Annotated in this window: 9 protein-coding genes and 1 pseudogene; 4 read left to right on the top strand and 6 right to left on the bottom strand. The window is 69.7% G+C overall.

Going from position 1 to position 12,961, the window contains the following annotated elements; all coding sequences use genetic code 11:
* Nucleotides 1–47: 47 nt before the first annotated feature.
* Nucleotides 48–2,246: a DUF6351 family protein gene (locus ACODT0_RS38490; protein ID WP_489043704.1), complete on the top strand. Its 2,199-nt coding sequence runs from the start codon at nt 48–50 to the stop codon at nt 2,244–2,246.
* Here the strand turns inward: ACODT0_RS38490 and ACODT0_RS38485 are convergent.
* Nucleotides 2,225–2,737 (bottom strand): guanylate cyclase, encoded by a 513-nt coding sequence (locus tag ACODT0_RS38485; RefSeq protein ID WP_479670133.1) that lies wholly within the window; start codon nt 2,735–2,737, stop codon nt 2,225–2,227. The genes ACODT0_RS38490 and ACODT0_RS38485 overlap by 22 nt on opposite strands.
* A gap of 68 nt (nt 2,738–2,805) precedes the next feature.
* Nucleotides 2,806–3,564: a Crp/Fnr family transcriptional regulator gene (locus tag ACODT0_RS38480; RefSeq protein WP_413763137.1), complete on the bottom strand. Its 759-nt coding sequence runs from the start codon at nt 3,562–3,564 to the stop codon at nt 2,806–2,808.
* An 88-nt stretch (nt 3,565–3,652) separates the two neighbouring features.
* On the opposite strand from ACODT0_RS38480, the gene ACODT0_RS38475 reads away from it, so the two are divergent.
* The 3 genes from ACODT0_RS38475 to ACODT0_RS38465 all read left to right on the top strand — a co-directional run bounded on the left by ACODT0_RS38475 (nt 3,653) and on the right by ACODT0_RS38465 (nt 6,913).
* Nucleotides 3,653–5,896, top strand: coding sequence for a DUF6351 family protein (locus ACODT0_RS38475; RefSeq protein WP_489043703.1), 2,244 nt, complete (start codon nt 3,653–3,655; stop codon nt 5,894–5,896).
* 179 nt (nt 5,897–6,075) lie between these two features.
* Nucleotides 6,076–6,309 (top strand): hypothetical protein, encoded by a 234-nt coding sequence (locus ACODT0_RS38470; protein WP_057598357.1) that lies wholly within the window; start codon nt 6,076–6,078, stop codon nt 6,307–6,309.
* A 37-nt stretch (nt 6,310–6,346) separates the two neighbouring features.
* Nucleotides 6,347–6,913 carry a 2'-5' RNA ligase family protein gene (locus tag ACODT0_RS38465; protein ID WP_489043702.1) on the top strand — a complete coding sequence of 189 codons (567 nt, stop codon included), beginning with the start codon at nt 6,347–6,349 and terminating at the stop codon, nt 6,911–6,913.
* A gap of 31 nt (nt 6,914–6,944) precedes the next feature.
* On the opposite strand, the gene ACODT0_RS38460 is transcribed toward ACODT0_RS38465, so the two are convergent.
* The 4 genes and pseudogenes from ACODT0_RS38460 to ACODT0_RS38445 form a co-directional block, all read right to left on the bottom strand.
* Nucleotides 6,945–7,901, bottom strand: a complete 957-nt coding sequence (locus tag ACODT0_RS38460; RefSeq protein ID WP_489043701.1) for a hypothetical protein — start codon at nt 7,899–7,901, stop codon at nt 6,945–6,947.
* Nucleotides 7,902–8,005: 104 nt separating this feature from the next.
* Nucleotides 8,006–11,350, bottom strand: a complete 3,345-nt coding sequence (locus ACODT0_RS38455) for an error-prone DNA polymerase (protein WP_489043700.1) — start codon at nt 11,348–11,350, stop codon at nt 8,006–8,008.
* Nucleotides 11,343–12,725 carry a Y-family DNA polymerase gene (locus tag ACODT0_RS38450; protein WP_413763132.1) on the bottom strand — a complete coding sequence of 461 codons (1,383 nt, stop codon included), beginning with the start codon at nt 12,723–12,725 and terminating at the stop codon, nt 11,343–11,345. Before ACODT0_RS38450 ends, ACODT0_RS38455 begins: the two co-directional genes overlap by 8 nt.
* Nucleotides 12,694–12,961: pseudogene (locus tag ACODT0_RS38445) on the bottom strand (translesion DNA synthesis-associated protein ImuA); the annotation flags it as partial. The pseudogene ACODT0_RS38445 and the gene ACODT0_RS38450, both read right to left, overlap by 32 nt.

Below are 12,961 nucleotides of genomic sequence, written 5' to 3'. Positions count from 1 at the left end.
TCAGGCCGTGCGCGTCGACATCATCCGTCCCACGAAAGAAGAACACCATGAGACAAACGCTCGGTTCGACCCGAACCGCGCCGCCGCTTGCGCGGCCGGCACGCATCCTTTCCCTCGGTATCGCCTGCGCGGCGCTGCTGGCCGCCTGCGGCGGCGATGGCGGCGGCGGCGGGGGCTTCATCCCCGTCGTGCCGGCCTCGCCGCCGCCCGCGGCGCCGGCGGCGCTCGACCAGGCCTCGATCACGGTGCTGTCGTCCAAGCCGCAGTTCGTGAGCGGCGGCGATGCGCTGGTCGAGGTGAAGGCGCCCGCGGGCGCGACGGCCTCGGGGCTGGAACTCACGCTGAACGGCAAGCCGGTGACGGCCCAGTTCGCGCGCGATGCGAACGGCAACCTGCGCGGCATGGTCAAGGGCCTGGCCATGGGCGCGAACACGCTGGCGGTGAAGGCCAGCGCCGAGGGCCGCGCGTCCTCGAATGCCGAACTGGTGCTCACCAACCATCCCGACACCGGCCCGATCCTCGCGGGTGCGCTGCTCACGCCCTACGAATGCCGCACGGTCGAATCGAACATGGGCACGCCGCTCGATGCGAACTGCTCGGCAACGCGGCGCAACGACTACTTCTATCGCACGCCTGCCGGCAGCTTCAAACCGCTGGCCGATCCGCTCGCGCGCCCGTCCGACCTGGCGCAGACCACAACCATCGAGGGCAAGACGGTGCCCTACATCGTGCGCGTGGACTCGGGCACGGTGGGCCGCACGATCTACCGCATCGCGCTGCTCGACGACCCCACGGCCGAGACCGTGGTGCCCACTGGCTACAAGCCCGCCGCGGGCTGGAACGGCCGGCTGGTGGTGAGCTTCGGCGGCGGCGCGGGCACGCAATACAACCAGGGCGTGAACCAGGCCACCGATGCGCTGAGCGACCTGCACCTGTCGCGCGGCTTCGCCTACATGATCTCGACCGAGCTGGTGAACGGCCAGCGCGGCAACGCGGTGCTGCAGGGCGAGACGCTGATGATGCTGAAGGAGCGCTTCATCGAGACCTACGGCGTGCCGCGCTGGACCGCCGGCTCGGGCGGTTCGGGCGGCGCGATCCAGCAGCTGGTGATCACGCAGATCTACCCGGGCCTGCTCGACGGCCTGCAGCCCTCGCTGACCTTCCCCGACGGCAGCCTGCACGTGGCCGACTGCCGCCTGCTGGAGAACGTCTACAAGGCCGACACCGCGACCTGGACCAATGCCAAGCGCACGGCGGTCGACGGCTTCACCAACGGCACCTGCCGCGCCTGGGACCTGAGCTTCGTCAACACCATCGTCGCGACCAACGCGGCCGGCTGCGCGCTCAAGGACGTCTCGAAGGTCTACGACCCGATCAACAACCCGACCGGCGCGCGCTGCACCACCTCCGACATGCGCACCAACATCATGGGCCGCGACCCGATCACCGGCTTCGCGCGCAGCCCGCTCGACAACGTCGGCGTGCAGTACGGGCTCGAGGCCTTCAACAAGGGCGCGATCAGTGCCGAGGAGTTCGTGACGCTCAACGAGAAGGTCGGCGGCTACGACAAGGACGGCAAGCCGGTGCCGCAGCGCACCGTGGGCGACGCGCTCGCGCTCGAGCGCGCCTATGCGAGCGGCCTGGTCAACTCGGGCGGCGGCGGCCTGGCCTTCGTGCCGATCCTGCATTCGCGCACCTACAACGACGCCTCGGGCGACATCCATTCGCACGAGCGCGACCTGGTGGTGCGCGCACGGCTGCAGCGCGCCAACGGCCGCGTCGACAACCAGGTCATCTGGGTCGGCCCGCGCACCGGCTATCCGCTGGCCGCGCTGTCGCTCGACGTGATGACGCAGTGGCTCGACGGCCTCGCCGCCGACCCGGCACCGCTGACCACCGACAAGGTGGTGGCGCACAAGCCCCGGGCCGCGGTGGACGCCTGCTTCGACGGCAGCGGCACCAAGTACGAGGAATCGCCTGCCTATGGCGCCACCGGCACCTGCGCCACGATGTACCCGCTGCATGGCGAGCCGCGCCAGCAGGCCGGCGCGCCGCTGACGAACGACATCAACAAGTGCCAGCTGAAACCGGTGCTGGCGTCGGACTACGCCCAGACCCTCACGCCCACGCAGCTCGCCCGGCTGCGGACCGTGTTCTCCAGCGGCGTGTGCGACTGGACCAGGCCGGGTGTCGGGCAGGTGCCGCTGAAGGGCACCTACCAGAGCTACGCGGTCGCGCCGGGCTGATCGGGCAGCCGCGGCGAGGCGGCGCGCAGCACGTGCTCCGACAGCAGGCGCGCGGCCTGCTGCAGCCGCTCGAACTGCGCCTCGCTGAGGCTCTGGCGCACCAGGTCGAAGTGGCACAGCGTGCCGGCCAGCCGGCCGTCGCCATGGGTCAGCGGCACGCCGTGGTAGGCGATCACCATGCCCTGGTAGGGGCTGCCGTCGAGCAGCCGCTCCTCGCGCGAATCCTCGGTGCACAGGCGACCGTCGCGCAGCACGAACTGGCAGAAGCTGCTGCCCAGCGGCACCACGGCGAGCTGCTCGGGGCGCGCCTCGCCGAGCTTGTCGACCATGTAGAGGTTGCGCAGCAGGTCGCCGTCGAGCACGAAGACCGCGGTGTAGCGGTGCGGCACGCCCGCGTTGAGGTGGCGCAGCGCCTCCTGCACGCCGTGTTTCCGCAGCACCTCGCCCAGGTTCTCGGAAAAGGCTGCCGCGGCGTCTGGCGTGAAATTCATCGCCGAACTGTAGCAAAAAGAATTCATTTCCAGCACCCGCCAAGGCGCCGGGCGCGGCCCGAAGCGCTTCAGGCGCGGCGTGCCGAGGCCGCGTCCTCGGCCAGCGCGGGGCCGTCGTAGGACACGCGGTAGTTGCCCAGGCCCGTGAGATCGAGCACGGTGAGCCCGCGCTTCTCGAGCCGGATCAGCCCCAGCGCCTGCAACCGCTGCAGCGCGACGTTCACGCGCTGGCGCGAGACGTTGGCCAGCAGGCCGATCTCGGTCTGCCCCACCTGCAGGTGGCGCGGCGCATCGGGATAGAGCTCGGGATTGAACAGGCTCGCGAGGCAGTTGGCCACGCGCGCGTCGGTGTCGAGCAGGCGCTCGTGCGCGAGCGCGCCGATGAACAGGCTCAGCCGCGCGTTGAGCAGTTCCTGCAGGTAGTGGTTGAAGGGCACGCTGGTCTCGCGCAGCCAGTCGAAGGTGCGGCGCGGCATCAGCGCCACGCGCGTGGGCCGCAGCGCGAACACGTCGTAGCGGCGCGCCTCGTGCTTGAAGAGCGACCCCTCGCCGAACCACACGCCCGCCGACACGCCCGTGAGCGTCGACACGCGGCCGTCCTCGGAGGCCACCGACATCTTGGCGAAGCCGTCGATCAGCGCCATCCAGTGCTCGACCAGCTGGCCCGCGCCCGCGATGCAGGCACCGCGCGCGTACTGGCGCTCCTGCATGCCGCCCAGCACGCGCTCGAGATCGGAAGAAGAAAGACCGGCCGCCCACCGGGAGCGCCGCACCATGCCCTCGAGGCAGGCCGCGGGCTGCGGGGTATCAGGGATTACCTGTAGCAATTCACGCCTCATCTGTCGTCGCAACGACCGTGGTGCCGCGTGCCGCTCCTTAATCTTTGTGGAGATCGACACCAACACAGGAGACCTCATGTTCGCCATCCCCCACGCACCGCGCAAGCGGGTTTCTCCGTGGCCGGCCCTTCGCGCCGGCTCCGTCGCGGCACTGGCCATTGCCGCGGCCGCGCTGCTCGCCAGTTGCGGCGGCAGCTCGGACAGCGGCGCGGTGTTCCTGCCGGTCGCGCCGCCCCCGCCCGCGCCGCCGCCCGCCCCGGCCGCCTTCGACGTGCGCACGCTGTCGTCCAAGCCCGAGATGGTGAGCGGCGGCGACACGCTGCTCGAGGTGCGCGCGCCCGAGGGCGTGGCGACCGACAAGGTGCGCGTGAGCCTCAACGGCAAGGACGTGAGCGCCCAGCTGAGCACGCGCGATGCCGCCACGCGCACGCTGCGCGGCCTGGTCACGGGCCTCGCCGAAGACCCGGCCTCGGCCACCGGCAAGGAGAACCTGATCGTCGTGACCAACGCCGACAAGCCCGAGCAGCGCACCGAGCTCAAGCTGGTCAACTACCCGATCACTGGCCCGATCCTCTCGGGCCCGCACATCACGCCCTACGAATGCCGCACGGTGCAGAACGGCCTGGGCGTGGCGCTCGACACCAACTGCTCGGCCACCACGCAGGTGGTCTGGTACTACCGCAGCAAGGCCGGCAGCTTCAAGCCGCTGGCCGACCCGACCGGCACGCGCCCGGCAGACCTGGCCGACACCACCACCAACGACGGCGTCACCGTGCCCTACATCGTGCGCGTGGAGTCGGGCACCATCAACCGCGGCGTGTACCGCCTCGCGGTGCTCGACAACCCGGCGAAGGACGCGCCCGCCACCTGGAAGCCCGGCAAGGGCTGGAACAGGAAGCTGGTGCCCTACTTCGACTGCTGCGGCTCGGCCCAATACAACCAGGGCGTGCATCCGATCGAATCGATCCTCGACGCGGTCGGCGACATCTACCTGTCGCGCGGCTTCGCCTTCGTCAACTCGACCGAGCTGTGGAACAACCAGCACGCGAACCCGCACCTGCAGGGCGAGACGCTGATGATGATCAAGGAGCACGTGATCGAGGAATTCGGCGAGGTGCCGAAGTGGACCGCGGGCATCGGCGGCTCGGGCGGCGCGATCCAGCAGTACCTGATCGCGCAGCTCTACCCGGGGCTGCTCGACGGCATCCAGCCGATCGTCTCGTTCCCCGAGACGCTGATGCCCGAGGTGATGGAGTGCCGGCTGCTCAACAACGTCTACAAGCTCGACATGGCGACCTGGACCACCGCCAAGCAGGACGCGGTCAACGGCTTCAACACGAATACCTGCGTGGCCTGGGACCTGTCGTTCGCGAGCATCATCAAGTCCGACAACGCTGCGGGCTGCGGCTTCCTCGAGCCGACCAACGCGGCCAACGTGTTCAACCGCGCGACCAATCCGAACGGCGTGCGCTGCGACCTGTTCCAGACCAACGTCAACCTGCTGGGCAAGCGCCCCGGCACGCAGGAGGCGCGGCGCCCGATCGACAACGTCGGCGTGCAGTACGGCCTGGCCGCGCTCAACAAGGGCACGATCACGGTGAAGGAGTTCCTCGACCTCAACGAGAAGGTCGGCGGCTACGATCGCGACGGCAACGTGCAGGCGGCGCGCGCGCAGGCCGATGCCGGCGCGCTCGAGGCCACCTACTCGGGCGGCTTCAAGAACAGCTTCTCGGGCCCGGGCCTCGCGAACATCCCGATCATCACGCAGCGCGCCAATGCCGATGCAACCGGCGACATCCACGACACGCTGCAGGACCTGATCATCCGCGCGCGGCTGCAGCGCGCCAACGGCCGCAGCGACAACCAGATCATCTGGACGCTGGGCTCGACCTCGGCCGTGAACTACATCGCCGCATCGATCGACCTGATGAACAAGTGGCTCGACAACATGGCGGCCGACAGCGCCGCGGCCTCGACCGACAAGGTGGTGCGCAACAAGCCCGCGGGCGCCAACGACGCCTGCTGGGACAAGGCCGGCACGCGCATCGACGAAGCCGCGTCGCAGGACCCGGCCGCGAAGTGCAACGTGGTCTATCCGCGCTTCAGCACGCCGCGCATCGTGGCCGGCTCGCCGCTCGTGAACGACGTGCTCAAGTGCCAGCTCAAGCAGGTCGCGATGGCCGACTACACGGTGACCTTCAGCGGTGCCGAGGAGACGCGGCTCAAGACCATCTTCCCGGCCGGCGTGTGCGACTGGAGCAAGCCGGGCGCGGGGCAGCAGCCGCTGAAGGGAAGCTACCTGCGCCTGCCGCTGGGCTGAGGGTTTCATGGTGGGGATTTCGGGGCTCTTCGGAGCCCCTTTTTCGTGGCGCGGCGCGGGGCGTTCGCGCGATAGGAATTCCCCATCCGCGCCGGCTTCGGGCAAGGAGTTTTAACTGTACGTCCATACAGCATTTCTCTAGAATGCCTCGTCTCCAAGAACAACTTCGAGGCGACCGCATGACCACCGCCAATCCGCCCGCAGCCGCTGCGCGCATCCTCTTCTTCTCACGCCCCACGCAGACGCAGCCCGCCCCGCGACCCACCCCGCGTCTGCGTGCCACGGGGCGCCTCTCGACCTGGCCGTTCCGCGTGCTGCGGCACAACGAGCAGGGCGATCCGCACGACATCAAGGCGCAGGCGGCGCGGGTGTTGCGGACGACGGCGCAGCAGTGGTGGCCGAAGGTGGACTGAATCACTCATCGTTCGAAAGTGCCAGATGACATTCGACATGACCCAGGATCACGCAACGAGCGACACCCGACTGCTGGTCGGACTGTTTCCGAACGGAGCGGTGTCAACGGCCATCGAGTTGCACCGCAAGCAGTGGTGGTGGCCGAAGGGCTGCCACTTTCCGCCGCTGAGCCGATTGCATCTCACGTTGGGCTATCTCGACGAGCACGAAGAGCGCTGCGAGGAACGACTGCTCGAGGCACTGTCGCAAGTGCGGATGAAGGCATTCGGTCTGATGCTCGATCAGTCCGGCACATGGTCCAACGGTGTCTCCGTGATTCAGCCCGCTCCGCACGGACAGTTGTTCGAACTGCGAGAAAGAATCTGGTCGGCTCTCCAACATGCGGACCTGATGGACCTCGCCAATATCTCGGGATGGAAACCCCACATCACGATCGCCCGCGCCTCCGAGCGCGCCGCCTGCCCGGCGATGTCACCCATTCCATGGGCCGTGAGCGAAATCCGCGTCGTCCGCTCGCACTTCACGACACCGTTCCATCACGAGCACCTGGCATCGATCTCCGCGCGCCACGGGCTGCGCCGCCTGAGCGCTTCACTCCACTGAACCGGCAACCATCGCGCCGGCTCGGCAGGCCTCACACCAGCAGGTCCTGCACGTCCTCATCGAACCCCGCCATCGGCTGCGCCTTCGCGAGCGCCAGCCACACCGCGAACGGAATCCGCTCGAAGCTGCGATGCACCGCGGCACGCGCGACCACGAGGCGTTCGCCCTCGAGCACCATCACGCCGCATTCGGCCGGCACCTCCTCGGGCGTGGCGATGCAGCGGCCGCGCGCGTCGTTGCCCAGCACGTACCAGCACTCGCCGCCGAGGTCGAGGTAGGCCGCGCGCTTGTCGGGCTTGCGCAGGTCGCCCAGCAGGTCGGCGCGGCTCACCTTCACCTCGTGCACGATCGGATGCGCATAGGCCTCGACGCTGGTGTTGCGGATCGAGAAGACATCGGGCCTGGCCATGCACCAGCGCGCCTTGCCGCCCTCTTCCGCCGGCGGCAGCTTCGCGCGCAGGCTCAGGCCGCGCCAGGCGATGCGGCCGCCGCGCGTCATCTCGCGCGCCACGCGTTCGCCCAGCGCCTCGTGCGGCGACAGCGCCGCTCGGTTGATCGTGAGCGTGGTGGCGATGCGCGCGAGGCCGGCATCGGTCACGCGCAGGGTCTCGTGGCCGTGCGCCGACCGCACGCGCTCGAGGAATCCGCCCGCGAGCAGCTCGACCTCGATCGCGTCGCAGCAGGGCCAGCCGGCCGAGCGGTACATCTCGCGCAGGCGCCGCGCATGCAGCTTGCCGAAGGGCACGCCGCCCGACGCCGATGCGATGGCCAGCGAGGCCGCCAGCGACACCGCGGTCTGCATCGGTGGTTCCTCCACCGGCGGCGGAAAGCCGGGGTCGGTCACCGGCGGCATCGCGGGCGGCGGGTCGCCCTCGGGCAATGGCCCCGGCGGCATGACGGGCGGTGGCGGCACCACGGGCACGTCGGGCGCGGGTGGCGGCGGGCCGATGGGCGTGTCGACGATGGGATCGAGGGCGAGTGCGGACATGGTGAGGAACAGGTTAGCGAAATCCGGTGGATGAGGCGAGGACTCGAACGAACGGTTGCGATCGGTTGCACAGACGGACAGAGCGCGCGGATGCCGCCGTCGCGTCAGTGGAAATCCCGGCTGCTGTTGCTCTGCGCGAGCCGGCCCATCAGCGGCGTCAGGTCCTTGAAGCCGGTGGCGACCAGGTGCTGCACCTTGCCGCCGCTGTCGTCGTCGCGCTGCCAGGTGCCCTGCACCGCGAGCAGGTGCGATTTCAGCAGCGGCTCGCGCCAGGCCTCGATCACGTGGTTCCAGACGATCACGTTGACGTTGCCGGTCTCGTCCTCGAGCGTGACGAAGATGGTGCCGTTGGCGGTCTGCGGCCGCTGCCGACCCTTGACGATGCCGCAGGCGCGCACCACGCGGCCGCTGGGCATGGCGCGCAGCTGCTCGGCGCTCAGCAGGTTCATGCGCGCCAGCCGCGGGCGCAGCAGCGCGAGCGGATGGCGCCGCAGCGTGAGGCGCATCGACGCATAGTCGCCGACGATCTCCTCGCCCTCGGGCGCCGCGGGCAGCGCCAGCGCCTCCTCGTGGATCGGCACGCCCTTGAGCAACCCCGGCGCGCGCCGCTGCGCCGTCGCATCCCACATCTGCTGGCGCCGATGGCCCGACAGCGAGATCAGCGCATCGGCCGCGGCCAGCGCCGCCATGTCCTTGCCGTCGAGCTCGGCGCGCAGCGCGAGGTCTTCGGTGCTGGTGAAGGGCGACTGCGCGCGGGCCTCGAGCAGGCGCTTCGCGCCGCCCTTGCTGAGGCTCGCGATGCGGTTCAGGCCCAGGCGCACCGCGGGCTGATCGTCGTGACCCAGGCGCTCGGCATAGCGTGCATCGGTGCCCGGCGGCACGCGCGGCGCATCGGCCGCGCGCGGCTCGAGCGTGGTGTCGATCTCGCTGCAGGTCACGTCGACCGGTCGCACCTCCACGCCATGCCGGCGCGCGTCCTGCACCAGCTGCGAAGGGCTGTAGAAGCCCATCGGCTGCGAATCGAGCAAGGCGGCGAGGAAGCAGGCGGGCTCGTGGCACTTGAGCCAGCTGCTGACCGTGACCAGCAGCGCGAAGCTGGCGGCGTGGCTTTCGGGGAAGCCGTAGTCGCCGAAGCCCATGACCTGTCTGAAGATGGCTTCGGCGAATTCCTCCTTGTAGCCATGGTGGACCATGCCGTCGACCAGCTTACGGTGGAATTTGCCGAGCCCGCCCTTGCGCTTCCATGCCGCCATTGCGCGGCGCAACTGATCGGCCTCGTCGGCCGTGAACCGGGCCGCGATCATCGCGATCTGCATCACCTGTTCCTGGAAGATCGGGATGCCCAAGGTACGTTCCAGCGCGGGCCGCAGTTCGTCCTTCTCGTAGAAGATGGGCAGGCCCTTGGCGACACGTTCACGCTGTTTGAGGTAAGGGTGCACCATGCCGCCCTGGATCGGCCCGGGCCGCACGATCGCGACCTCGATCACCAGGTCTTCGTAAGTGCGCGGCTTCAGACGCGGCAGCATCGACATCTGGGCACGGCTCTCGATCTGGAAGACTCCCACGGTGTCGGCGTCGCAGATCATGTCGAACACCTTGGGATCGTCGCTCGGGATCTGGTGCATTTCCCGGCTCCAGCCCCGCCAGCGGTTCATGTGGTCGAGCCCCCGCTTGATCGCGCTCAGCATGCCGAGCGCCAGCACATCGACCTTGAGCATGCCGATGGCCTCGAGATCGTCCTTCTCCCACTGGATCACCGACCGGTCCTTCATCGAGGCCTTCTCGACCGGCACCAGCCGCGTGAGCTTGGTGTGCGTCAACACGAAGCCGCCGACATGCTGGCTCAGGTGGCGCGGAAAGCCCCGCAGGCGCTGCGTCATCTCGATCCACTGCACCAGCTTGAGTTCATCCTCCTCCACGCCCACGCGCGCGGCGGCGGCACGCAACTGCTCGCCGAGCACGGTGTCGTCGAACCAGTAGTGGTCCTTCGCGAATTCGTCGACCAGGCGCTCGTCGATGTCCAGGGCCTTGCCCACGTCGCGCAATGCGCTGCGCGCGCGGTAGCAGATGACGACCGCGGCAATGGCGGCGCGGTCGCGGCCGTATTTCTCGTAGATGTACTGGATGACGTCTTCGCGCCGCTGGTGCTCGAAGTCGACGTCGATGTCGGGCGGCTCATGACGATGCCGGCTCAGAAAGCGCTCGAACAGCAGATGGCCCTTGTGGGGATCGATCGCGGTGATGCCGAGGCAATAGCAGACGGCCGAGTTGGCGGAGGAACCTCGGCCCTGGCAAAGGATGTTCTGCGAGCGCGCGAAGCGCACGATGTCCTCCACCGTGAGAAAGAACATCTCGTATTCGAGCTCGAGAATCAGCGACAGCTCCTTCTCGACCTGTTCGCACACCTTGTCGGGCACGCCGTCGGGATAGCGCTTCCTCGCGCCCTCCCAGGTCTTGCGCACCAGCGTCTGCGCGGGCGATTCGTCGTGGCCGAGGGTCTCGAGCGGGTACTTGTAGTTCTCGCGGATCACCTTCGGATCGAAGCTGCAGCATGCGGCCACCTCCAGCGTGTTCGCGAGCATCTCGCGCGTGTAGAGCTCGGCCAGCCGCACGCGCTGGCGCAGATGGCGCTCGGCATTCGACTGCAGCGCGAAGCCGCATTCGGCCACCGTCTTGCCCTCGCGCACGGCGGTGAGCACGTCCTGCAGCGGCTTTCGCGCGCGCGCATGCATGTGCACGTCGCCGGCCGCCACCCGACGCACGCCTGCGCGCTCGCCGGCCTCGGTCAGCGCCACGAACCAGAGGTCGTCGTCGATCTCGTTGAGCATCTCGACGGCCAGCCAGAGGTTGTCGCCATAGAGGGCCTGCGCCGCCTTCAGGTCGCCGTGCAGCGCCTCGGCGTCGAGCATGGCGCCGGGCACGCGCCGCGGCACGAACAGCACCTGGCAGTGCTGCAGCGAGGCCACGTCGCTGCCGTCCCAGGTCACGCGGTAATCGCCCTTGGGCAGTTCGGTGGTGCGCGCGGCGGTGATGAACTCGCAGAGGTTGCCCCAGCCCTCGGTGTCGTTCGCGATCACCACCAGCTTGAAGCGCTCGAAGCGGAACTCGCTGCCGAACAGCAGCCGGAACTCGGGATGGCGCGGGATCGGCGGCTCCTCGGGATGCTCGCGCTCGTACTCGTCGAGCTGCCCCGGCAGGTCGCGCAACGCCACGTGCGCGCGCACGATGCCGGCCACCGAGCATTCGTCGGTGATGGCGAGCGCCGCATAGCCGAGGTGGTAGGCGCGCTGCACCAGCTCCTCGGGCGTGGAAGCGCCGCGCTGGAAGCTGAAGTGCGTGAGGCAATGCAGCTCGGCATAGCCCGGCAGGCTCGGCACGCCGACCGCTTCGCGCCGCGGCAGGGGCTGCACCGGGGCCGGCTTGCGCTGCTTGGCGCTCGAATCAGGCATACAGCCCCTGCAGGAACCAGCGCACCTCGCCCGAGGCGAAGCAGGCCGCGGAGCGCTCCCTGAAGATCCACACCAGGCCGGCCTCGGGACTCTCCGCGATGTAATAGTCGCGCACCGCCGGCTGGCCGCCCTCGTCCACGCCACCCCACCATCCGGTCTCGACCCGCTGCGGCCCGATCAGCTTGCTCAACGGACCCTTGTAGCAAGGCCGCTCGCCGTCCATCTCGAGGCGCAGCGGCTCGGGCAGCAGCCAGGCGGGATAGAGGGCATCGGGCTGCTGGGCCGGTGCCGCGGCGGCATCGCGTGCCCGTGCCTTGGGTGCCGCGGACTTGATGCCGCTGCGGCCCAGCGCCGGCCGCCAGACCTGCGTGTGTTCGGGCTGGTGATCCGCCCGCGCCCGCGGCACCAGCACCTGCATCGCCCCCAGCCGCACGCTCAGCCGCTCGACCATCTCGTGCAACTTGTCCCCCTTGCGGTTGTCCTCCGGCAGAAAACTGGTGCTCGCCCCGGCCCACGGATCGGTCTCGAGCGAGCGCAGCTTGAGCCAGCTCGCGGGCGCGGCGAGCGTGGCGAGGGCGAGCTTTTCGGACAGCAGGCGGCGCAGGTGCGCGAGGTCCTGCGTGGGCTCGGCGGTGCGCACCGCGACCTGCTGGGTCGGCGGCAGGTTCACGCCGTTGAAGCGCTTGAGGTCGAGCGTCCATTCGAGTTCGAGCGCGCGCGCGCCGCGCTGGCGCGCACGCAGCCAGATCTGCAGCGCCGACAGCAGCCGGTTGGCCGACCACATCAGCTCGGGCGCGGTCTCGGCCAGCGCGGGCAGCTCGAGCTTCTGCTCGAACACGTCGGGCAGCGTGAGCCAGGCATGGCTTTCGGGCCGCAGGCCCCAGGCGATGTCGAGCGCGGCGCGCAGCTCGGCACCGAAGCGCCGCGAGAGCCCGCCGCGCGGCAGCGCCGCCACCTCGCCCCAGCTGCGGCAGCCCAGCCGCGCGAGCGCATCGAGGTGCTCGCGCGCGGCGCTCAGGGTGTCGAGCGGCAGGCCGGCGGGAATCTCGGGCGGCCGCTTCTCCTCGCGCACGAACAGCCGCAGCCGCGCCAGCGCCTCGAGGCTGGTGGCGCCCTGCGCGCCGCGCAGCACGGCGGCGGCAGGCACGGGGTTCTCGTTGAGCAACTGACGCATCAGCGAGGAACGCCCGCCCCACAGGCGCTCGCAGGCCGAGACCTCGAGCATCAGCGCCTCGTCGAGCCAGCACACGTGCGGCGTGTAGCGCAGCGCCCACCAGCCCAGCGCCTCGGGCGTGGGCATGGCATCGGCGGCGGCCGTGGCGGCACCGGCCTCGGCCTGCGCCTCAAGCGACCACTGCAAGGCGATCCAGTGCATTGGCGCCTCCTGCCTTCCATGCGTCGATGCGCACCACGTTGGCGGCCGGCGGTGCTTCCACCGCCTCCACCGCCACGGCGCCCTGCTGCTGCGCGCGCAGCTTGCGCCGCAGCCGCGCGGCCGCGAGCAGTGCCGCCATGCGCTCGCCGCGCGCCGGCAGCATCACCGGCGCGGCCAGCGGCGGGCCGCGGCGCTTGAGGATGTGCAGCTCGATCTGCGCCGGGTCGGCCTCGCAG

It is taken from the genome of Variovorax sp. FG153, from assembly GCF_057809595.1.
Note: the sequence above shows the minus strand (reverse complement) of the source record. Positions and strands in the feature narration are given on the sequence as shown.

What these genes read in the sequence shown, in the direction of transcription:
- ACODT0_RS38455 (WP_489043700.1), bottom strand. Translation starts at nt 11,350, where the DNA reads ATGCCTGATTCGAGCGCCAAGCAGCGCAAGCCGGCCCCGGTGCAGCCC.
- ACODT0_RS38450 (WP_413763132.1), bottom strand. Translation starts at nt 12,725, where the DNA reads ATGCACTGGATCGCCTTGCAGTGGTCGCTTGAGGCGCAGGCCGAGGCC.
- ACODT0_RS38475 (WP_489043703.1), top strand. Translation starts at nt 3,653, where the DNA reads ATGTTCGCCATCCCCCACGCACCGCGCAAGCGGGTTTCTCCGTGGCCG.
- ACODT0_RS38460 (WP_489043701.1), bottom strand. Translation starts at nt 7,901, where the DNA reads ATGTCCGCACTCGCCCTCGATCCCATCGTCGACACGCCCATCGGCCCG.
- ACODT0_RS38465 (WP_489043702.1), top strand. Translation starts at nt 6,347, where the DNA reads ATGACCCAGGATCACGCAACGAGCGACACCCGACTGCTGGTCGGACTG.
- ACODT0_RS38470 (WP_057598357.1), top strand. Translation starts at nt 6,076, where the DNA reads ATGACCACCGCCAATCCGCCCGCAGCCGCTGCGCGCATCCTCTTCTTC.
- ACODT0_RS38490 (WP_489043704.1), top strand. Translation starts at nt 48, where the DNA reads ATGAGACAAACGCTCGGTTCGACCCGAACCGCGCCGCCGCTTGCGCGG.
- ACODT0_RS38485 (WP_479670133.1), bottom strand. Translation starts at nt 2,737, where the DNA reads ATGAATTTCACGCCAGACGCCGCGGCAGCCTTTTCCGAGAACCTGGGC.